The sequence below is a fragment of the Hylemonella sp. P2_B10 genome (assembly GCF_056404875.1).
This window is the reverse complement of record NZ_JBFUDE010000003.1, coordinates 1,016,077-1,037,490: the sequence shown is the minus strand read 5'-3', so window position 1 is coordinate 1,037,490 and position 21,414 is coordinate 1,016,077. Positions and strand designations below refer to the sequence as shown.

General features: G+C 66.5%; 16 protein-coding genes. 8 read left to right on the top strand and 8 right to left on the bottom strand.

Features of this window, described 5'->3' with window-relative positions; genetic code table 11:
• The first annotated feature begins 1 nt into the window (after position 1).
• The 6 genes from AC1DX2_RS17180 (at position 2) to AC1DX2_RS17155 (ending at position 5,173) form a co-directional block, all read left to right on the top strand.
• The gene (locus tag AC1DX2_RS17180) at positions 2–1,228 is read left to right on the top strand and encodes a saccharopine dehydrogenase family protein (RefSeq protein WP_477197566.1); all 1,227 of its coding nucleotides are present in this window, start codon (positions 2–4) and stop codon (positions 1,226–1,228) included.
• Positions 1,229–1,242: 14 nt separating this feature from the next.
• A complete protein-coding gene (gene egtB, locus AC1DX2_RS17175; protein ID WP_477197565.1) occupies positions 1,243–2,508 on the top strand; it encodes an ergothioneine biosynthesis protein EgtB in 1,266 nt (421 codons plus the stop codon).
• A 59-nt stretch (positions 2,509–2,567) separates the two neighbouring features.
• Positions 2,568–3,533, top strand: coding sequence for an L-histidine N(alpha)-methyltransferase (gene egtD / locus AC1DX2_RS17170; protein WP_477197717.1), 966 nt, complete (start codon positions 2,568–2,570; stop codon positions 3,531–3,533).
• A gap of 32 nt (positions 3,534–3,565) precedes the next feature.
• A complete protein-coding gene (locus tag AC1DX2_RS17165; RefSeq protein WP_477197564.1) occupies positions 3,566–3,847 on the top strand; it encodes a DUF427 domain-containing protein in 282 nt (93 codons plus the stop codon).
• A gap of 13 nt (positions 3,848–3,860) precedes the next feature.
• Complete coding sequence (locus AC1DX2_RS17160; protein ID WP_477197563.1) at positions 3,861–4,598, top strand: 2OG-Fe dioxygenase family protein; 738 nt, start codon at positions 3,861–3,863, stop codon at positions 4,596–4,598.
• A gap of 128 nt (positions 4,599–4,726) precedes the next feature.
• Entirely contained in the window at positions 4,727–5,173 is a 447-nt protein-coding gene (locus tag AC1DX2_RS17155; RefSeq protein ID WP_477197562.1) for a universal stress protein, read from the top strand.
• A 4-nt stretch (positions 5,174–5,177) separates the two neighbouring features.
• On the opposite strand, the gene AC1DX2_RS17150 is transcribed toward AC1DX2_RS17155, so the two are convergent.
• Genes AC1DX2_RS17150 through AC1DX2_RS17135 form a run of 4 tightly spaced genes read right to left on the bottom strand, consistent with a single transcriptional unit; the run spans position 5,178 to position 11,201 of the window.
• Positions 5,178–6,413 carry an SLC5/6 family protein gene (locus AC1DX2_RS17150; RefSeq protein ID WP_477197561.1) on the bottom strand — a complete coding sequence of 412 codons (1,236 nt, stop codon included), beginning with the start codon at positions 6,411–6,413 and terminating at the stop codon, positions 5,178–5,180.
• 8 nt (positions 6,414–6,421) lie between these two features.
• Positions 6,422–7,507 (bottom strand): DUF917 domain-containing protein, encoded by a 1,086-nt coding sequence (locus AC1DX2_RS17145; RefSeq protein ID WP_477197560.1) that lies wholly within the window; start codon positions 7,505–7,507, stop codon positions 6,422–6,424.
• On the bottom strand, positions 7,504–9,060 hold the full coding sequence (locus AC1DX2_RS17140) for a hydantoinase/oxoprolinase N-terminal domain-containing protein (RefSeq protein ID WP_477197559.1): 1,557 nt from the start codon (positions 9,058–9,060) through the stop codon (positions 7,504–7,506). The genes AC1DX2_RS17145 and AC1DX2_RS17140 overlap by 4 nt, the downstream gene beginning before the upstream one ends.
• A 20-nt stretch (positions 9,061–9,080) precedes the next feature.
• Positions 9,081–11,201 (bottom strand): TonB-dependent receptor, encoded by a 2,121-nt coding sequence (locus AC1DX2_RS17135; protein WP_477197558.1) that lies wholly within the window; start codon positions 11,199–11,201, stop codon positions 9,081–9,083.
• Positions 11,202–11,419: 218 nt separating this feature from the next.
• Between AC1DX2_RS17135 and AC1DX2_RS17130 the strand changes: the two genes are divergently transcribed.
• Positions 11,420–14,092, top strand: a complete 2,673-nt coding sequence (locus tag AC1DX2_RS17130) for a winged helix-turn-helix domain-containing protein (RefSeq protein ID WP_477197557.1) — start codon at positions 11,420–11,422, stop codon at positions 14,090–14,092.
• Positions 14,093–14,449: 357 nt separating this feature from the next.
• The gene (locus AC1DX2_RS17125) at positions 14,450–16,393 is read left to right on the top strand and encodes a TOL_0244 family TonB-dependent receptor (protein ID WP_477197556.1); all 1,944 of its coding nucleotides are present in this window, start codon (positions 14,450–14,452) and stop codon (positions 16,391–16,393) included.
• A 13-nt stretch (positions 16,394–16,406) separates the two neighbouring features.
• Here the strand turns inward: AC1DX2_RS17125 and AC1DX2_RS17120 are convergent, their stop codons facing one another.
• The 4 genes from AC1DX2_RS17120 to AC1DX2_RS17105 all read right to left on the bottom strand — a co-directional run bounded on the left by AC1DX2_RS17120 (position 16,407) and on the right by AC1DX2_RS17105 (position 21,214).
• Positions 16,407–17,489 carry an HD domain-containing phosphohydrolase gene (locus AC1DX2_RS17120; protein ID WP_477197555.1) on the bottom strand — a complete coding sequence of 361 codons (1,083 nt, stop codon included), beginning with the start codon at positions 17,487–17,489 and terminating at the stop codon, positions 16,407–16,409.
• Positions 17,489–19,531, bottom strand: coding sequence for a sensor histidine kinase, YfiR-like protein-associated (locus AC1DX2_RS17115; protein WP_477197554.1), 2,043 nt, complete (start codon positions 19,529–19,531; stop codon positions 17,489–17,491). The genes AC1DX2_RS17120 and AC1DX2_RS17115 overlap by 1 nt, the downstream gene beginning before the upstream one ends.
• Positions 19,528–20,139, bottom strand: coding sequence for a TOL_0243 family YfiR-like periplasmic protein (locus tag AC1DX2_RS17110; RefSeq protein WP_477197553.1), 612 nt, complete (start codon positions 20,137–20,139; stop codon positions 19,528–19,530). Before AC1DX2_RS17110 ends, AC1DX2_RS17115 begins: the two co-directional genes overlap by 4 nt.
• Before the next feature lie 301 nt (positions 20,140–20,440).
• Positions 20,441–21,214, bottom strand: a complete 774-nt coding sequence (locus AC1DX2_RS17105; RefSeq protein WP_477197552.1) for a substrate-binding periplasmic protein — start codon at positions 21,212–21,214, stop codon at positions 20,441–20,443.
• Between the last annotated feature and the right edge of the window lie 200 nt (positions 21,215–21,414).

Genomic DNA, 21,414 nt, shown 5'->3' with positions numbered 1-21,414 from the left:
CATGGCAGCCGCCGCGACCAAGCGGGAGTACGACGTGGTGCTGTATGGCGCCAGCGGCTTCGTGGGCCGGCAGACGGTGGCGTATTTCGCCGCGCTGCCACCACAAGGCCGACGCCGTCTGCGCTGGGCCCTGGCCGGGCGCAATGCCGACAAATTGCAAGAGGTGAAGGATGCCTGTGGCGCCGATCGGGCTGGTGTGGTGGTGGCCGACGCGCAAGACGAAGCTGCGCTGGACGCCCTGGCGCGCAGCACGGCCGTGGTGCTCAGCACCGCCGGCCCGTTCGCGCTGTATGGCAGCGCGCTGCTGGCTGCCTGCGCGCGCCATGGCACCCACTATGTGGACATCACCGGCGAAACACCCTGGGTGCATGACATGATCGTGCAACACCATGCGCAGGCGCAGCGCAGCGGTGCGCGCATCATCCCGATGTGCGGCTTCGACTCCGTGCCGTCTGACCTGGGCGCCTGGCTGCTGGTGCAGGCCATGCGCGAGCACCATGGCGAAGACTGCGTCAGCGTCAAGGCCAGCTTCTCGATTCGCGGTGGCGTCAACGGCGGTACCTTGGCCTCGGCGTTGAACCTGCTGGGCACGCCGCAAGCCAAGGCCATGGCCGATCCTTTCCTGCTGAACCCCGAAGGCAGCCGCCCCAAACACGTCAACCACCACCGGGATCCGCAAGGCCCGCAGTTGGACCCCGATTTCGGTGCCTGGATGGCGCCCTTCTTCATGGGCCCCGTCAACACCCGGGTGGTGCGCCGCAGCGCTGCGCTGCTGGGTTATGGACCGCGCTTCCATTACCTGGAGTACCTGCGTATGGGCCGTGGCCCCGTGGCTGGTGCCGTGGCCACCGGCCTGAGCGCGGGCATGCTGGCATCGCAGTTGGCGCTGAGCTTCGGCCCCTTGCTGAAGGCCGCACGGCGGTTGGCACCGGGGCCGGGCACCGGGCCGTCCGAGCGCAGCATGGACCAGGGCTCATTCCGTTGTGAACTGGTGGGAAAGAGCGCCACCGGCAACGAAGTGCGCGCCCGCATTGCCGGCCAGGGCGACCCTGGCAACCGCGCCACCACCCGCTTTGTGTGCGAGGCCGCACTGTGCCTGGCGCTGCAAGCCTCTAAATTGCCCCAAGACAAGGACACAAGTGGCATCTTGACCCCGGCCAGCGGCTTGGGCAACGTGTTGGTACAACGCCTGCGCAACGCGGGCATGACGCTGGAGGTGGAGGTTTGACAGCAACGACGCTCATGCAAGGCGCCAGCCTGCCGGCGCATCGGCAAGCCCTGGCGCAACGTTTTGACGCCGTGCGCGCGCACAGCCTGGCGCTGGCCGCGCCGCTGTCGGCGGAGGACCAGTGCCTGCAGTCGATGCCCGACGCCAGCCCCACCAAGTGGCACCTGGCGCACACCAGCTGGTTCTTCGAGGCGGTGGTGCTGAAGGCCTTGCAGCCCAGCTACCAGCCGTTTGACGAGCAATTCTTCTACCTGTTCAATTCGTACTATGAGGCGCTGGGCCCGCGCCATCCGCGCCCGCAGCGCGGCCTGTTGAGCCGGCCGTCGCAGGTGCAGGTGCAGGCCTACCGCGCGCATGTGGAAGCAGCGGTACGCCGGTTCATCGCGCATTGCGACGACGCGGTGTGGTCACAGGCCGAGCCCTTGCTGGTGCTGGGCTTGCACCATGAGCAGCAGCATCAGGAGTTGTTACTCACCGACATCCTGCACGCCCTGCACAGCAACCCCCTGTTGCCGGCCTACCAGCCACTGGCCGCGCCGCAGTTGCACGTCGCCGCAGCCACACCGGTCGGCGAATGGGTCAGCTTTGCCGGCGGCACGGTGCAGGTTGGCCACGCCGTGGCGCCCGGCGCCGACGCCGACGCCGACGCATTGGGCGGCTTTGCCTTCGACAACGAAACCCCGCGCCATGCGGCGCTGCTGGCGCCTTACCAACTGGCCAGCCGCCTGGTGAGCTGCGGCGAGTATGCGCGCTTCGTCGCCGATGGCGGCTACCGCCGGCCCGAGTTCTGGTTGTCCGACGGCTGGGCGGTGGTGCAGGCACAAGGCTGGCAGGCACCGCTGTACTGGCACGAGCAAAGCAGCCCCACCGGCACGCGCTGGCAGGTCTATGGCCTGCATGGCCTGCAGCCGCTGGATGCGGCCGCGCCGGTCAGCCAGATCAGCTTTTTTGAGGCCGCCGCCTATGCCGCCTGGGCCGGTGCGCGCCTGCCCACCGAATTTGAATGGGAAGCGGCCAGCGGCCACCCGGCCATGCAGCAGATGCTGGGCCAGGTGTGGCAGTGGACGCGCTCCTCCTACGACCCTTACCCCGGCTTCAAGCCTCTCTCAGGCGCTGTCAGCGAGTACAACGGCAAGTTCATGGTGGGCCAGCTGGTGCTGCGCGGCAGCAGCAGTGCCACACCGCCGGGCCATGCCCGCGCCAGCTACCGCAACTTCTTCCCGCCGGCCGCGCGCTGGCAGTTTTCAGGCCTGCGCCTGGCCAAGGACGCCCCCACATGATGACGATGCCCCAATCCAACGCGGCCACCGCAGCCGCCACCTACCATCCGTCGCGGTCCATGCCGCATCCGCATCCGGCGGCGCCCGCGCAAGGGCACGGCGGCACCGAGTTCGCGCATGATTTGCTGGCCGGCCTGAAGGCTAGCCCGCGCACCATCTCGCCCAAGTACTTTTACGACGCCGAGGGCTCCCGCCTGTTCGACCAGATCTGCGAGCTGCCCGAGTACTACCCCACGCGCACCGAGATCGCCATCCTGGAGCGCTGCGCCGACGAGATCGCCCAACGCATGGGGCCCAGCGCCGACATCGTGGAATTCGGCGCCGGCTCGCTGCGCAAGGTGCGCATCCTTCTGGACGCGCTGGTGCAACCGCACCGCTACCTGCCGATAGACATCTCGGGCGAGCACCTGGCCGCATCGGCCACCACGCTGCGCCACGATTACCCCGGGCTGGAAGTGACGCCGATTGCCGCCGACTACACGCGCCGCCTGCTGCTGCCGGCGCAGGCGCCGGGTGCGGGCCAGCGGGTGGGCTTCTTCCCCGGCTCCACGCTGGGCAACTTCACGCCGGCCGAAGCGCTGCACTTCCTGGAGACGGCTGCCCAGGTGCTGCGCGGCGGCGCGCTGCTGTTGGGCGCCGACCTGCTGAAAGACCCGGCCGTGCTGCACGCCGCCTACAACGACGCCCAGGGCGTCACCGCCGCCTTCAACCTGAACCTGCTGGCGCGCGCCAACCGCGAGCTGGACACCGACTTCGACCTGGACGCCTTCTCGCACTACGCCTTCTTCAACCCGCAGCAGCAGCGCATAGAGATGCACCTGGCCAGCCGCCAGCGCCAGAGCGTGCAGCTGTGCGGCCAGCGCTTCGAGTTCCAGGCCGGACAGACGCTGCACACCGAGAACTCGTACAAGTTCACCGTGGCCGGCCTGCGCGCGCTGGCCACGCGGGCCGGATTCACACCGGGGCCGGTGTGGACTGACCCAAATCAGCTGTTCAGCCTGCATTGGCTGAATGCGCCACAATAACAAGTCAACCTCCGAAGGCAAGAGCACCTCGCATGAAAGCCACCTGGAACGGCGTCACCATCGCCGAAAGCAACGACACCGTGATGGTGGAAGGCAACCACTACTTCCCCAAGGATTCACTGAAGCAGGAGTACGTGACCTTCAGCAACCACCGGAGCACCTGCCCGTGGAAGGGCCAGGCCAACTACTATTCGCTGATGGTCAATGGCGAGATGAACCCGGACGCGGTGTGGTACTACGCCGAACCGAAACCCGAAGCCAGCATGGTGAAAGACCGGGTGGCGTTCTGGAAAGGTGTGCAGGTCCAGGCGTAATACACTTCGGCGCATGAGTACCGGTCTGCTCGCACCCACCTTCGCCTCTCCCCAACATGTGGTGCCGCAACTGCGGCAACACGGCCACGTGGTGCTGAGCCCGCAGGCGGTGGCGCAACTGGCCGGCTGTGCGCTGGACGACTTGCTGGCGCTGCGTGCCGACTGGCAAGACCTGCCGCCCGACAATTACCTGAAGGACGGCGGCCGCTACCGGCGGCGGCGCCATTCCTGCTTCGTCGTCGGTGCGGGCGCGGTGCAGCAGGTGCCGCACAGGCCGCACTGGCAACCGGTGGAATACAACGCCCTGCACGGCGGCATGCAGCGCTGGTTCGAGCCCATGCTGCCCGGCACCCTGGCGCAACCGGCCTGGCAACGGGTGTTGCTGTGGCTGGGCCAGGTGTGCTCGGCCATCAAGGGTGAACAGCCCTGGTATGTGGAAGCACACCAGTTCCGCATCGACACCACCGATGGCATAGGCCGCCCCACGCCCGAGGGCGCGCACCGCGATGGTGTGGATTTCGTCGCCGTGTTCCTGATCAACCGCCACCACATCAAGGGCGGCGAGACCCGGGTGTTTGACGCTGCCGGCCCCAACGGCCAGCGCTTCACGCTGACCGAGCCGTGGGCGCTGCTGCTGCTGGACGATGGCAAGGTGATCCACGAGTCCACACCGATACAGCCCACCGGCGCCGACGCCCACCGCGACACGCTGGTGCTGACCTACCGCGCTGGCGGCTTCCAGGGCGGCTGACTTCGCCCTACATCGGCCCGGGGCTTGACCCTGGTCAAGACGTGCCCCGACACGGCGGCGCACAATGGTTTGCAGCAGTGCGGGCAGCCGGCCCCACCGCACGCCAACCGACAAGGAGGACTGCCGTCATGTTCAAGCACATTCTGGTTCCGGTGGACGGCTCGTCCACCTCCGTTCAAGCCGTGCAGAAAGCTGCGGCGCTGGCCAAGGTGTTTGGAAGCCGGGTCAGCACGGTCTTCGTCATCGACCCCTACCCGTTCACCGGTGTCGGCACCGAGTTCGCCTATGGCCAGACCGAGTACCTGCAAGCCGCCAACGCGGAGGCCAAGCAGGCCATTGCCACCGCCACGGCCAGCCTGGATGCGGCAGGCGTGAAGAGCACCGCGGAGATCCTGGAGTCGCACACGCCCTGGCGCGGCATCGTCGAGTATGCGCAGCAGCAGGCTGTGGACCTGATCATCATGGGCTCGCACGGCCGCAGCGGGCTGGAAAAGCTGGTGTTGGGCAGCACCACGCAGCGCGTGCTGAGCAACGTGACGATCCCGGTGCTGGTGGTGCGGGACGCAGGGGTGTAGACGGCTACTTGCCCCTGCTGCCCAGCCGCAGCAATGCAAACACCAGGCCGCACACCAGGATCGAGTCCAGCGCCGGCACCGGCGTCAACGCCAGCCCCCGGGCTGGTGCCAATGCAGCCCAGCCGCTGCCGACCGCCCACGCCAGCAGCGCGCCAAAGCGCCAACCCGTGGCCGCACCCTTGTCCGGTGCGCGCATCACCAGGTGCACCAGGTAGACGCCGGCAATCGGCGGGATGCAGATGCCCAGCCCCAGCAGGTAAGGCACCAGCAGATCACTGATGCCCGCCAGCCCCAGCACGGTGCCGGCCACGCCGGCCACCAACGTCAACTGCCACGGCGGCTGCCTGGGCCGCAGCGTGGCGCCTACCAGGGTGGCCGCATACAGGTTGAATGAATTGGTGGACCAGGCCGTCAACGCCACGATCAACAGGGCCGGCAACCCCAGCCCCAGGGCCAGCATGATCTTGACCAGGTCTTTGTCCCCGGCCGCCAGGCTGGGAAAACCGGCCAGCATCAGCACCAGCGGAAACCCCAGGCCATAGGCCAATGCACAGGCCAGCGCGGCATGGCCCGGCGAACGGGCGAAGCGGCAGATGTCGGGCGACAGCACGGCGCCCACCATCAGGCCGCCCGCCACCATGGAAATGCCGGTGCCCAGCGGCATGGGTGCCGTGGGCACATATGCCCACACCGGGTCCGCGCCGCCGCGCAAGGCGGCAAAGAACGTCCACAGCAGCAACAGCAGCTTCAGCGGTGTGGTCACTGCGGACAGTGCATCCAGCGCGCGAAAGCCCGCCATGGCGGTCAGCGTGGTCAACACACAGCCGATCAGTGCCAGCCACCACACCGGCATGCTGGCCAGCACGGGGCTGACGGAGCCCAGAGCGCGGCCAAACATCATGGCCACCACACCGTACCACCCCAGGATGCTCAAGCCCAGCACGCCGTTGGCCAGCTTGGCGCCGTGCGGCCCGAAGGCGTCCACGATCAGCTCGTACGTCGTCTTGCGCGTGCGGGCACCGGCACCCCCTGCGGCTGCAGCGATGGCCGCCAGCACCGCCGCACCGGCCAGGCTGGCCCAGGTGGCCCGCACGGCGCCCAGCGCGTGGCTCAGTTCTGCACCCATCACAAAGGCTGGCAACGCAATCATCACCGCCAGCAGGATCAACACGATGCGCCAGGCGCTGACGCGCGGCGCGGCGGTGGCTGCTGCGGCCGGTACGGTGGTGTCTGTTGGCATGGCGGGGCTCACAGGTCCATCAGGATCTGCTCCACCGGCCGGTAGGCATGGTCGTAGCCAAAGTAGCGCGGCCCCACCAGCGCGATCGCCTCGGGCGTGCGCCAGGCCGGCACGCAGGGGATGCCCAGCACGGCGGCGCGCAGGCCGTAGCGGGCCTGCTCGGCGGTGATGGGCTCGCCGGTCTCCAGGTCCACCAGCACGATCAGGTCGGGCGTGGTGCACAGCACCGTGCTGTCGGTACGCGCCAGCAGGAATTCGTTCTGGAACAACAGCGACAGGCGCTGCTGCTGGTACTCGTCCAAGCCCTGCAGCTGGGCCACGCCGCGGCCAAAGCGGCCGTCCGTGGTGCGCTGCACGTCGCTCATTTTGCCCTTGAACAGGCAAAACCCACCCACCGCGCGCACCAGTTCAGCCACCGGGTCCAGGTGGCGCGCGCGGGCGTTGAACAGGGCCAGGCCGGCATCCCGCGTCAGGCTGATGGAGCCCTGCACGATGGCGCCACGCGCCTGTTTGGCCGTCATGGGGTAGATCGCCATGCAACAGGCACCACCCATGTCCATCGTGATGCTGCGCACAAAGCGCTCGGTGAAGCGGTTGTCCACCGCCTGCACGGTCAGCGCGTTGCCTTTTTCGTCGGCCAGCGCCAGCGGACAGGCCGCAATGCCCTGCAGCGTGGCCAGGGTCATCTGGATTTCGGGAAAGGCCCGGCCCATGGTGTCGCCGTCCACCACCGGCAGGCCGGTGGCGCTGGCCACGCTGAAGGGGATGGTGGAGTTCAGGCCGCCCACCTCGATCGACATCAAGGCTTTCGCCGGCCGGCCCAGCATTTTTTCCAGGCTGCGCAGCGCCGCCACCATGGGGCCGACTTCCGGCAGCTTTTCCAGCAGTACGGCCGGTGCGCCGGCCATGGCCACCGGCACGATCAGGTCGTCATCGTCCAGTTCGTCAATGTCAATCAGCTTCGCCGGCCCGCATTCGCGGATGGTGCGTTGCGCCAGCAGCTTGCCCAGGTAGGGGTCGCCACCGCCACCGGTGCCGTAGACGGCGCCGCCCACCGCAATCGCTTCCATGCCTTGCGCGTCTATCAATCTCATTTGGCAAATCCTGCTTCGTTCAAATCGCCGACCACGCGCACGCGGATGCGGGTGGCGTTGCCGCCCACATAGGCCAGCGGCACGTCCTCCACATCCAGCAGCTTCAGGCTGGCCGGGTTGGCGCCACCCTGCACGGCACGGCTTTCGGCATCGGCGCGCACCTGCGCAATCGCGTCTTCCCGCGTCAGCCCCCCTTCCAGCCGCAGGATGCGGTCCACCTCGCCGCTGACCTGGGCCATGGCCGCGCCCACCGCATTGGCCACACCGAAGTGCGGCGGGATGATCACGGCGGCATCGCCCACCTGGCCGCGCAGCAGGATGCTGCCGCCGCCCACCACCACCACCGGCAGCACCTGGGCCGAGGTGCGCATGCGCTCCACCGCATCGAACACCATTTTTTGCAGCCGGGCATGGCAGGCGCTGACCGCACCGGCCGCCAGGTGGCTGACCTTGGTGGCGTCGCCCAGCTGCGCCACGCCGGCCGCCACGGCAATGTCGGTGGCCGTCAGCGTGCGACCGCCAAACACCAGCGCTTCGGTGTGGATGTTGTAGCCCACGCTGCCAGGGCCCAACCGGCCCATGTCTGCCGTCACCACCGAGCCACCACCCAGGCCTATGCTGTAGACGTCCGGCATGCGGAAGTTGGTGCGCACGCCGCCCACCTCCACCGCCATGCCGGCCTGGCGCGGAAAGCCGGACTGCAGCACGCCCACATCGGTGGTGGTGCCGCCAATGTCCACCACGATGGCATCGGTCAGGCCGGACAGGAAGGCAGCGCCGCGCATGGAGTTGGTCGGCCCGGAAGCCACCGTCAGGATGGGAAAGCGGGCCGCCTGCTGCGCCGACATCAGTGTGCCGTCGTTTTGCGTCAGGTAAAACGGCGCGGCAATGCCGCTGTCCTTCAGCGCCTGCTCAAAAGCCGCCACCACCCGCAAGCCCAAAGGCCCCAGGCAGGCGTTCAGGATGGCTGCGTTCTCGCGTTCCAGCAAGCCCAGCCTGCCGATCTGCGACGACAGCGTGATGCGCGCCTGCGGCATCACCTCGCGCACCAGCTCGGCCGCCGCCAGCTCCTGCGCATCGTTGATGAAGGAGAAGGCGCCGGAGATCGCCACATCGTCTATGGCCAGCGCGGCGAACTCCGCCGCCATCGCCCGTATCTGCGGCGGCTGCAGCACACCCAGCTCGCGGCCATCGAACTCGTAGCCGCCCTGCGCCAGCCGGCACTGCAGCGGGATGGCCGCGATCAGGTCGTCCGGCCAGGCCGACGTCGGCGGCAGCCCGCTGGTGGCCGGCAACCCCAGCCGTATGACGCCCACCGGCGCCAGCGGCTTGCGCTCCACCAGCGCGTTGGTGAACTGGGTGGTGCCTATCATCACCGCGCCAATGCTGCTGCGCGCAATGCCGGCCCCCGCCACCACCTGCTCCAGCGCCTTCACCACGCCGCTGATTACGTCCGCGGTGGTGGCGGTCTTGATGCCGTGCAAGACCTCGCGGCCGCGCATCACCACGGCGTCGGTGTTGGTGCCACCGACGTCAATACCTACTCTGATCATGTCGTTCCCTGCTGCCTCACTCAGAACCGTGCCTTGGCCTCGAGACTGACCGTGCGCCCGGTGGCCAGCGAGCCGATGTCATACGGCAACCCGCTGTAGCGCGAGGCGTTGTAGTCGGCGTAGTAGCGCTTGTCACCCAGGTTGCGGCCCACCAGGTTGACGCTCCAGCGGTCCTTGGCGTCGCGCACACCCACGCGCAGGCCGAACAGGGTCAGCGCCGGCGACACGGCCACGTTGTCCGGATGCCAGTATTTCTGGTCGCGGTACTCGACATCGAAGCGCAATGTGCCTTCCAGTCCGTTGCCCAGCGGCGCGCTGTACTGCGCACCCAGGTTGAGCTTGAACGGCACGGTCTTGGGCGTGTGGTGGCCCACGGCACCCGGCTCAGCGCTGTCGCGCACGATGCTGCTGTCGGTGATGCCCAGGCCGCCGTCAAACTCCAGCCCGCGCATGGGCAGGAAGCGGAAATCCAGGTCCAGGCCCTTCAAATCCACCGCATCGATGTTGGTGATGATCTGCGAGCCGCTGGCGATGTCGACCTTGAAGAACTGGAAATTGTCCGAGCGTGAGTAGAACAGCGCCGCGTTCAGCAACAGCCGCCCCTGCAGCCAGGTGGACTTGGTGCCGACCTCCATGTTGGTCAGGGTTTCGGCCTTGAAGTCCGGCACCCCCGGCGCGTTGAAGCCGCCCGAGCGAAAGCCCGTGCTGACGGTGGCATAGGCCAGCGTGTCCTTGTCGTACTTCTGCGTCAGCGTGAGTTTGGGCTGCCATTTCGAATAGCTGGCCGAACGTTTTGCGCCACTCAAGGTGTCGGTCTGCTCGCGGTCGTCGTTGTCATAGCGCAGCGCGCCGGAGAAGCTCAACTGCTGACCCAGGTCAACGTCCACCTGCCCGAACACCGCCGAGGCCTTGTTGTGGTTGGCCTCACTCAGGCGCACCATGTTCTTGGCCATGTCGTCCCACTGGTTGTTGGAGCCATTGGCATCCACAAACACGCGCGTCTCGAGGTCGCGCTTGGTGTCCAGGTAGTAGACGCCGCCGATCCAGCGCACGGGCTGGTCGTCGGGCGAGGTCAGGCGCAGTTCCTGGCTGACCATGCGCACACCCAGGTTCTGGCCCTGGCCGGCTTGAAAGCCCAGGCCCAGGAAGCCACCGGGGGTGTCCTTGGCGTTGGTGAAGTCCACGTCGCCGCGGTAGGCCTCAGTCAGGTTGGTGTAGCCGGTGATGGCGGTGAGGGTGCCGAACTTGAAATCGGCCTGGATTTTGGCGCTGAAGTCATCCGTGCGGCCGGTGGTGTAGCCCAGCAGGTTGGAGCGGGGCGCATAGAGGGTGGCGGGGTTGCGGTCCACCACGATGGCGTCCCAGGTCGCGCCGGCGCGAAAGTCCGTGGTGCTGAGGCGCAAGTCGACCTGCGTGCTGGCATTGGGTTTGAGCAGCAGCTTGGCGCGAACCGAGTTGTCGTGGTCCACCGCGTCCACCTGGGCGCCGTTGAAGGTGTTGGTGATCAAGCCATCCGCGCGCTTGGTCTGTCCGACCACGCGGAACAGCGCCACGTCATCCACCAGCGCGCCGCTGAAGCCGCCCGTCAACTCACGCGTGTTGCCATTGCCCAGCCCCAGTTGCGCAAAGCCTTCCAGCTTGTTGCTGGGCGCCTTGGTCTCAATATTGATGGCGCCGCCAATGGCGTTGCGACCGTACAGCGCGCCTTGCGGACCTTTCAGCACCTCGATGCGCTCGACGTCGAACAGGTTCATCTTCAGCTGCTTCTGGTTGTTCTGCGGCACGCCGTCCACCACCACAGCCACCGGAGAGTCGGCGTTGTTGATCTGGGTCACGCCGCGCAACACCACGAACGAGTTGCCGTAGGTGAACGAGTTGTCGAACGACATGTTAGGCGTCAGGTTGATGAAGTCCTGGGTGCTGGCGATGCCCATGTTGTCGATCTGCTTGGCGGAAAACGCCTTCACGGCCACCGGCACATCCTGCAAGCGCTCCAGCCGCCGCTGCGCGCTGACCACCACCGTTTCCAGCTGCGGCGCGCTGTCCGCAGAGGCCGGGGCGGGCTGTGCGCTGGCCTGGCACCAGGCCGGTGCGCTGGACAGCGCCACCAGGCTCAAGGCGGCCAGGGCGACTGGTTTCATCAGGGGGCGGGCTGAAGCGTATCGGGTCATGCGAACGTCCTTTTTTGTGCGAGATGTTGTGGGCTCAGTCTAGGGGTGCGCCCTGGTCCGGGCAATCAAAACGGCGGGGGAGATGGCCGGCAAAAATGGGGGATGGGTGCAACACCCAGGCCTCCCCCACCCCTGTGCCGGCGGCTGTCATGCACAATGAACTGCCCACCCTTCCACGCTGTTCCCACGTGACCCTGCCCGCCGATCCAGCGCTGCGCTTTGAGCCCATCGTCCACGTGGACGATGCCTTGTGGCGCCAGCGGGTGATGGACCGGCTGCTGACAGCGGCCCCCAGTTCAGCCCGCCTGACGCTGCTCAGCGCCCCGGCCGGCTTTGGCAAGACCACGGTGCTGGCACAGCTGGCGCAACAAGCCCGTGCCGCCGGCTCCCAGGTGGCCTGGCTGAATTGCGACGAGCGCGACAAGGACCCGGGCATCTTCGTGGAGAACCTGATGACCGCGCTGAGCCGGGGGGCGATGCAGGGCGGGGCCTCCCCCTCAGCCATGCCCATGCTGCGCCTGGCCGAGCTGCAGGGGCCGCTGCTGGTCTGCATAGACGACTACGAATGCGCCTCCAGCGTGGCGGTGGATGCTGTGCTGGAGAAGCTGGCGCTGGCGGCGCCAGCCAACGTCAACCTGGTGCTGGCCAGCCGGGAAGCACCTCACCAGCACCTGACCCGCCTGCAGCTGGCCGGCAAGGTACGGCTGATCGATGCCGACCTGCTGCGCTTCACGCGCGACGAATCGGCGCTGCTGCTGCGCGACACGCTGCCCGAGCGCGCGGTGCAGCAGATTTCCGCCTACATCGACGGCTGGCCCTTTGCGCTGCAACTGGCGCGGCTGCGTGCCGGCAGCGGCTCGGCCAGCAACGACTGGACCGTGGACGTGCGCACCAAGATCCCCCGGCGCCAGATTTTTGACTACCTGGCGGAAGAGGTGCTGGCCACGCTGCCGGCGCCAATGATCGATTTTCTGACCGATGTGGCGGTGCTGGATTCGGTGGACGTGGCCGGCGCCAATGCCCTGCGCGAGCGCGACGACAGCCTGGCGCTGATACAGCAGCTGGCCCGCATCAAACCCATCGTGGTGGTGGACGAAACACCGTGGTCGGCGCGCCTGCACCCCTTGTTGCGCGACTACCTGATTGACGCCGCCGAACTGGCCACGCCCGGCCGCATGGCCGGTTTGCACCAGCGCGCCGCCAGGCTGCTGGCCGAGCGCGGCCAACTGCACGAAGCGGTGACCCACGCGGTGGCCGGCGGGCGGCTGGACATGGGTGCCGACATCATCGAGCAGGCGGGCGGCTTCTTGCTGGTGGCCACCGAAGGCGCGGTGCGCTCGCGGCTGCTGCTGCAGCAATTGCCCGAGGCCACCATCAGCCGGCGCCCGCGCCTGCGCCTGCTGCAGTTGATGCAGCAGGTGCTGGAAGGCGACCCCTCCGGTGCCATGGTGGAGTTTGAGCGCCTGGAGCAACACATACGTGAAAGCGACACCCCCGCCGACGACCCGGCCCGCTTTGACCTGGAGATATCACGCTGCACCATGCTGATGACGCCGTCGGAGCAGACCTTGCGCTTCTCGCCCTGGTCAGTGCTGGACCAGGCGCGACGCCTGGCGCGCAAGCACGTTGGCAAGGACCTGCGGCCATTGGGCTGCACGGTGCCCATCGAGATCTTCTTCCTGCACCGCTACGGGCCGGTGGAGCGCTGCGACCGCCGCATCCGCGAGGTCGAAGAGGTGTTCGCCCATGGCGCCTACACCTACAACAGCCCCTGGGTCTGGACCTACCACGCGCGCAGCGCGCTGGCGCGCGGCGACCTGGCGCTGGCCGAGCGCAGCATACGGCAGTCGGTGCAGCAGGATGCCAACTTCCTGAACTTCCGGCAGGATTCGTTGAACCGCCTGGTCAACAGCTTGCAAGGACATATTGCCTATCTGCGCGGCGACATCGAGACGGCATTGGAGCATTTCTCCACGCTGGCACCGGTGGCGCCCATCCGGCTGCTGGAGGTGATCCACAGCGGCCATGTGGAGACCGCGCTGTGCGAATTCGCACTGGGCAACACAGAACGCGCCATGGCATTGCTGGAGGTGGCGCGGCACGTGGGCTTTGAAGAAGGGCTGCCGCACCTGGAGCTGCTGGCCAGCGCCAGCCAGGTCGAGCTGCTGGCGCGCCTGGCAGACACCGCCGGCATGCAGGCACTGGCCGAGCAGGTCAAGCTGCGTGACATGTGGACGTTGGCGCAAGAGCCGTTTGCCCTGCCCTGGGTGTCGGTGGAAACCTTGGCCAGGGCAGTGTTCTTCACCCACATCACGCTGGGGGATGCATCGGCGGCTGACACCGTGGCCGGCACGCTGCTGGCGGCGGCGCGCCGTTCCGGCCACCGGCTGTCTGAACTCTGCGCGCACCTGATGGCCGCGCGCGCGCAAGAACTGCGCGGCAACAGCGCTGGCGCCAAACAGGCTTTGCTGCAAGGCCTGAGCATCGGCGCTCAGACCGGGGCCGTGCAGATGTTCATGGATTTCGGGCCTGAGCTGTTGGCCCAGGTGCGCAAGTGGCTGGCCTGTACGGACAGCGTCGAGCACCCCGCTGAAGTGCCATGGGCGCAGTCACTGCTGCGGACCTGGGAAGAGCGCTTTCGCACCCGCGTGCACGGCGCCAACGCCAGCACGCTGACACCGCGCGAGGTGGACGTGCTGTGCGAGCTGGCGCTGGACCACACCACCAAGCTGATCGCCAAGAACCTGCACCTGTCACCCGAAACCGTGAAACACCACTTGAAGGCGATTTTTTCCAAGCTGGGCGTGCGCACGCGGGAGAATGCCATCATGGAGGCGCGCAAACGCGCGCTGATCCCGTAATGTCAGCCTGTTGCGGCCTGGACCCACGTCCAGGCCGGCGCCTTGAGCGCCGTGGGCCTCATTGGCTCAGGCCAAGCGCGCGACCCACGAGCCCGGCAATTGCTGCTTCGTTGGCCAGGCCATGGAACGGAACAGTACCGAGCAACACACGCCACAACAAGCTCACCGCAGTCTGTATGTGTACGCACAAATACGGCGCCGAGCGGTGATTGTGTGATGCTGCCAACACTCTCTCATATGACCTGCGCAGCAGCGCGTTTTGTGGTTCAATCGCCCCGAAGGTCAAGCTCCTTGCCTGCATACGATCATGTGGAATAAAGCTCGTATGCAAGCGCAGGAGGCCGGGAGGACTATTGCATGCTCAACACACGCGCACTTCTGTGTCTATGTTCCTTGGCCGCACCGGCAGCTGCCAGCACAGCCTATACCGACGACAGGGTCACCGCGCAGTACCTGAACGAACTGAGCATTGAAGAGCTGGGCAACATCAGCATCACCTCTGTGTCTCGCCGGGCGGAAAAGCTGTCAGAAGCGCCCGCCTCGGTCTACGTCATCACCGGTGAAGACATCCGCCGCTCTGGCGCGGCCACACTGCCCGAGGCCCTGCGCCTGGCGCCCAACCTGCAGGTGGCCCGCGTGAATGCGCACGACTACGCCATCAGCGCCCGTGGCTTCAACAACGGCATAGGCAACAAGCTGCTGGTGCTGATCGACGGGCGGGCGGTCTACACGCCCTTGTTTTCCACCGTCAACTGGGATTCGCAGCTGGTGCTGCTGGAGGATGTGGAACGCATTGAGGTCATCAGCGGGCCGGGCGGCACGCTGTGGGGTGCCAATGCTGTGAACGGCGTCATCAACGTCATCACGCGTGCGGCGCGCGACACCCAGGGCGAGCTGGTGTTGGCCAGCGCCGGCAAACGGGAGGCCATGCTGGCGGTACGTCACGGCGGCCAATTGGGCTCGGACAGTGCCGATGGCGCGACCGGCAGCTACCGCATCTACGGCCAGCGGATGAACCAGGACAGCACCATGCTGCCCAATGGCCGCAGCGCCGTGGACAGCGTGCAGAACGCACAAATCGGCTTCCGCGCTGACTGGGGCAGCAGGCCACGCGGCCTCACGCTGCAAGGTGATGCCTACCACGTGAACATGGCCGCCGGCGCACTGGGCGCGCCCGAACTCTCCGGCGCCAACCTGCTGGCGCGCTGGAATGAGCAATTGTCGGACGGCTCCAGTTTCGAGTTGCAGGCCTACTACGACCACACCGAGCGCGACAACCCGCTGACCTACCGCGACCGCACCACCATCCTGGACATCCAGTTCCAGCTTGCGTTGCAGCTGGGCGCGGCGCACAAGCTTCTGTGGGGCGCCGGCTACCGGGGCGCGCAAGACAGCACGCAAACCCACTTCAACAACATCTACCCACTGCCCCAGGTCTTCATGCCGGCCGACCGCACGCTGCACTGGGCCAACCTGTTCGTGCAGGACGAGATGGCCATCACCCCCACGCTGAAGGTCACCATGGGGCTGAAGGTGGAGCGCAACGACTACACCGGTGTGGAATACCTGCCCAGCGCGCGTTTTGCCTGGCAGCTGGACAAGGACCGGCTGCTGTGGGGCGCGCTGTCGCGCGCAGTACGCGCGCCAGCGCGGCTGGACCGTGATTTCTACGTCTACCTGTCCTTGCCCGGACGGCCGCTGATTTCCGTGATCGCGGGGGGCCCAAACTTTCAGTCTGAAGTGGCCACGGTGCTGGAACTGGGTTACCGCGCGCAGCCCACCCGCTCGTTGTCCTATTCCATCACCGGCTTTTACGGCGTCTACGACAAGTTGCGCAGCGGCGCCCCTCCACCGGCCGCCACGATCCAGAACATGATGGACGGCAACACCCACGGTGTGGAGGCCTGGGGCAACTACCAGGCCACGCCAGACTGGCGCCTGAGCCTGGGCCTGACCGGGCTGCGCGAAGACCTGCGTATCAAGCCCGGCAGCCCCGACCCCACCGGCCCCAGCGCCCTCGGCAATGACCCTGAAAGCACGTGGCAACTGCGCTCGGCGTGGAACCTGAGCGCCCGCCACCAGCTTGACCTGACGCTGCGCCGCGTCAGCGCCCTGCCCAACCCTGCCGTGCCGGCCTACACCACGGTGGATGGGCGGTTCAACTGGCGCGTGCACCCGGGCCTGGACGTGTCAGTCACCGCGCAAAACCTGTTCGGCGCGCCACATGTGGAGTTTGGCAACCCCGACAGCCGCAGCGAATTCGACCGCAACCTGGCCGTGAAAATCAGCTGGCGCCTGTAGCGCGGCGGCCGCGTCACTCGTTGCGGGTTTCGAAGATCTCTTCAAACGCCTGGTGGTGGCGCAAGAAGGCCTGCAGGATGATGGGGTCGAAATGGCTGGGGTCCGTGCGGCCATCACCCCGGGTGATGATGTCCATCGCCTTGCCGTGGTCAAACGCAGGCTTATAAGGACGCTTGCTGCGCAATGCGTCGTAGATGTCGCAGATGTTCATGATGCGGGCGGCCAGCGGTATGTCCTCGCCGGCGCGGCCATTGGGGTAGCCGCCGCCATCCCAGCGCTCGTGGTGGTTCAATGCAATCTCGGCCCCCATGGCCAGGTAGGGTGACTTGCCACCGGACAAGATGGCTTCGCCCGCGAGCACATGGGTCTTCATGACGGCCCACTCTTCAGGCGTGAAACCCCCGGGCTTGAGCAGGATGTGGTCCGGGATGCTGATCTTGCCGATGTCGTGCAGCGGGCTGGCGTAGAAAATCTCGTCGCAAAAAGCCTCCCCCATGCCCAGGCGCGTGGCCAGCTCGCGGCTGTAGTAGGCAATGCGCTGGATGTGCAGCCCGGTTTCTTCGTCCTTGTGTTCGGCGGCGCGGGCGATGGTGTGTATGGTTTCGCGGTAGCTGTCGCGCAGCTCGGCGGTGCGCTCCAGCACCCTGTGCTCCAGCAGGTCGTTGTGCTCGCGCAGCCTGCGGTTCAGCAGGCGTACCTCCAGCAGGTTGCGCAGGCGCGTCAGCACCTCCAGGTGGTCAAACGGCTTGGAGACAAAGTCCTTGGCACCGGCCTGCAGCGCGCGCAGCTTATGGTCGGGCTGAGCGGTCAGCACCAGCACCGGCACGTAGCCCTGGGGATCCACCTCTTTCAGCGCCCGCATCACCTCAAAACCATCCATCTGCGGCATGTTCAGGTCCAGCAGGATGGCGTCGAAGTCCTGCGCAAGCTGCAGCGGCACCACCGCGCGCGGGTCGGTGGTGCTGGCAACTGCCGTGTAGCCTGCGCTGATGAGGATATGCTTGAGCAACACCACGTTGGCATCCTGGTCGTCAACGATCAAGATCCTGGCGTTGAATATTTCAGAGTCTGAAGGGCTGGTTGAGGGAATGGGCATCAGGTGTCGTTTCTTGGCTGGTCGGGGTCCGCGGCGGCGGGCAGGCCGGCCTGCAGCGCGCTGTCTATCGCGTCCCCGAATTCAGTGAGGTTGATGGGTTTGGTGAGGTATCTGAAAAAGCCGGCCGCCAGGCCGCGCTCCAGGTCGCGCTGCATGGCGTTGGCCGTCAGCGCGATGACAGGGATGTGCGCCGTACCCGGGTCGCTGCGCAGCACCTGCAGCACCTTGTGGCCGTCCATGCCCGGCAGGTTGATGTCCAGCAGGATCACCTGGGGCCGGTGCGCGCGCGCCAGCTCGATGCCAAGCTTGCCGTCCGGCGCCGAGAGCAGCCGCAGGTCGGAGCGAAAACCTATGATTTCCTGCACCAGCTTCAGGTTGGCTGGGTTGTCTTCCACATACAGCAGCGTGGGCTGTGCGCCGCTGTTGGCGGGCACCGGCACCGGTGCCGACTTGGTCTGCAACCCGGGGCCGACCATCGCAGTCGGTGCGGCGGATTTCAGCTCAAACCAGAAGGCCGAGCCCACGCCCACTTCGCTGTCCACGCCTATCTTGCCCCCCATCAGGCCCAGCAGTCGGCGGGTGAGGAACAGGCCTATGCCCGTGCCCTCCGTGGTGCCGCGCTCCTGGCCCAGGCGGTTGAAGGGCTGGAACAGCTCGCCCAGTTGCGCCGGGCTCAGGCCCATGCCGGTGTCGCGCACCGTCAGGCGCACGGTGTCAGCGGCCGGCGCGCTAACCTCCACGGTCACCGAGCCGCCCTGGCGGTTGTATTTGATGGCGTTGGACACCAGGTTCAGCAGCACCTGCTTGAAGCGCAGCCGGTCTGCCCACACGTGCAAGCCGCTGTCGGCCGGGAACACCAGGCGTATGCCGCTTTGCTTGCCCATGGGCTCGGTCATGGTCTGGCATTCCTGCAGCACCTCGGCCACAGCCACCGGCTCCAACGACAGCGTGACGCGGCCCGATTCCACATGCGCCAGGTCCAATATCTCATTGATCAGCGCCAACAGGTGGCGTCCAGCCTTCAGGATGTGGCCGGTGAACTCCACTTTCTGCTCAGGCGTTGAGGGTATGTGCGGCGAAGCCATGATTTCGCCAAAACCCAGGATGGCATTGAGTGGCGTGCGCAGCTCGTGGCTCATGCGTGACAGGAATTCCGATTTGGCTTGGTTGGCGCTCTCAGCCTCCTGCCTCGCCACCACCAGTTGCTGGTTGCTGGCCTCCAGCTCGGCGGTACGCTGGCGCACGCGGTCCTCCAGTTGGGCGTTCAAGCGCACCACCTCTTCTTCGCTGCGGCGCCGCTCGGCCACTTCCTGCGCCAAGGCCTCGGCCCCGCGCTGGCCCTCCAACGAACGCGCCTCAATCTCCGCCAGCATGCGGTTGAACGAATCCACCAGCTCGCCCACCTCGTCGTCACTGGTCTTGGGGGCGCGGCGGGAATAGTCGCGCTGCTCCTCCACCTCGCGCGCCACCTCGCGTATGGCCAGTATTGGCCGGGTGACGGTGTTGCGCAGCAACGCAGACATGAAGAAGGCAATCAGCATGGCCACCACGGTCACCACGGCCGCAATGCCGGCGTAGTTCAGCAGCCGGTCAAACAGCAGGTAGTCCGTGCGCAGGTACACGGTGCCCAGAATCTCACCATGCTGCACGATGCGCTTGAACACCACCAGCGTGCGGCCTTCAATGATGGCGCCCTCCGTGCCCGGCAGCGCGGGCAATTGGGCCACGGCGCCGCTGATGGCGTAGCTGGCAAAGACGGTGCCGCGCGCGTTGTAGATCGCCGCGGCGCGCACCTGCTTGCGCAGCCGAAGCAGGCCCAGGTTTTCGCGGGCCAGCTTGGCGTCGTCAAACTCCAGCGCGGGCGCACTGGTCTGGCCCAGCAGCTCGGCCTGGGTGTTCATGTCGGCCACCCAGCTCTGGTGGTACTCGTGCAGGTCATAGATGATCATGGCCAGCAGCGCCGAGATCACGGCCACCAGCGCAGTGAGCAGCATGACCACCAGAAACTTGGTCCTCAGCGACTTCAGTGGCAGCAGTCTCATGACCCACCCCCCACCACCTTGCGCGCCACCGCCAGCAGGCGGGCGCTGATCTTCAGGCTGGCCGCCTCACTCTGGCGCGGCGCAACGTCAAAACGCACCTTGTCGTCGTCGATGACAAAGTTGATGACACTGCCCGCGTTAAAGCCCGCGTCAGACTCGGTCACCGTCAGCACCGGCTTGCCGCGCAGACCGGCCAGCACCTGGGCCGCATGCGAGTTCTCCGCCCGGCCTATGAAGACGATGTGCAGTCCGGTGGCCACCTCGTCGCGGCGCAGCTTGCGCACGCGCACCGGGCGGGTGTCGTTGCGGCGCTCGGCCACCATTTGCGCCAGCTCGTCGCCCAGACGGTCTGCGCCCACCACACCAATCACCAGGCTGGCGTCAGCATCGGCCAAGGCCGACGGCGGCCATTGCACATAGTTGACGAACTTGTAGAGGTAGGCGGCCTTGACCTTGTATTCGGTGTCTTGCGGGTCTGACTGCGCCGCGCAATGACCCGCATGCCAGGTGGCCAGTAGCGCGGCGACACCCCACAACAGGCGGCGCCAGGGCCAGCGTGGCAATGTGCGTGGGGCCTGAGGCAGCGCCTGCGTTGTCTCAGCCATCATGGGCGCGCCTGCATACGGTCAAGATCGGTTGCCCAATGCACCGCATTGCACGGTCTGCAACGCAACAAATTGCAGGGCAAGACTTGTTGAAAAAGAAACTCGCATGCAGGGCCTCCCGTGGCGAGTCTAATGTTGCGCCACGCGCTCTGCAAGCGTGGTGAGGTGCTTTGTGGTGTTATGAAATTAGCACGCGAATCGGGTGTGCCTATAACCTCACGCCTTTGAATACGCGTACGGCTTCTTGTCTTACAGACTTCGTTTCAATGGCTGCTGATGAGCGCCTTTGTCTACCAGACGCGTTCTATTGCACACTGGCCCCGGGTGCCTTGGCCAAGCCGTATTTCTTTTGCAGCTTCAACACGGTGCCATCCTTCACCAGGGTGGTGTAGGCGCCCCGCCACAGGCTGGCTTCCTCAGCCGCCACACCCTTGGATGCAGCCATGTACAACGTGGCATCGCCCAGCACGCCGTTGACGCGGAACGCGCCCTGGCCATAACCCGCCGGGACGATGGAGGCCAAAATCATCGGCCGGCCCGCATACACCGCGTCCACCAGGCCACTGGACAGCATGCGCAGCAGCTCTTCATAGTCCTTGCCTTCAGTGATGTGCTCAAAGTGCCGCGCCTGCAGGTTGTTGATGATGGGCGAGCCCCGCAGCACACCCACCCGGCGCGTGCGCAGTTGTGCAAGCCGGGCTTCTCCTTCCACCGCGCGGGCGACAGCGTTCGTGTTGGTTTCAAGAAAGACATAGTCCACCTTCACCAACGGGATCAGCCACACAAAGTCGTGCTCCCGGTCCGGCGTGCGCGCCAGCGGAAAGATGCCGAAATTGGACTTCTCAGTGGTCAACTTCACAGCGCGTGCCCAGGGGTAGAAGACCACCTGGCTGTCGCGCCCCAGCTTTTGCGCCATGGCCTTTACCAGATCATTGGCAAAGCCCTTGGCCTCAGCCCCCTCTTGCCATGCAAAAGGCGGCAGGCCGCCAGAAAGCCACTGCAGCGGCTCCGCGGCATGGGCAAGGCCAGCCGCCCAACAGGCAATCATGCACACCACGAAGCGGATACGCGACTTCATTTGGTCTTGTCCCAACGGCACCCTGCACCAGGGCATGGCGGGGGATTATGCGCCAAGCACGGCTTACGCCAAACCGCCTCGCGCTGGCCCTCCTGCACCAGCCCCATGCTCGACGAGCGAGACGCGAGCGTGAGCGCCTGACACCCCCGCCAGGGCTCCGCACCGTCGGACCGCAGCGCAAAGGCGGGGTACGGCTCCCA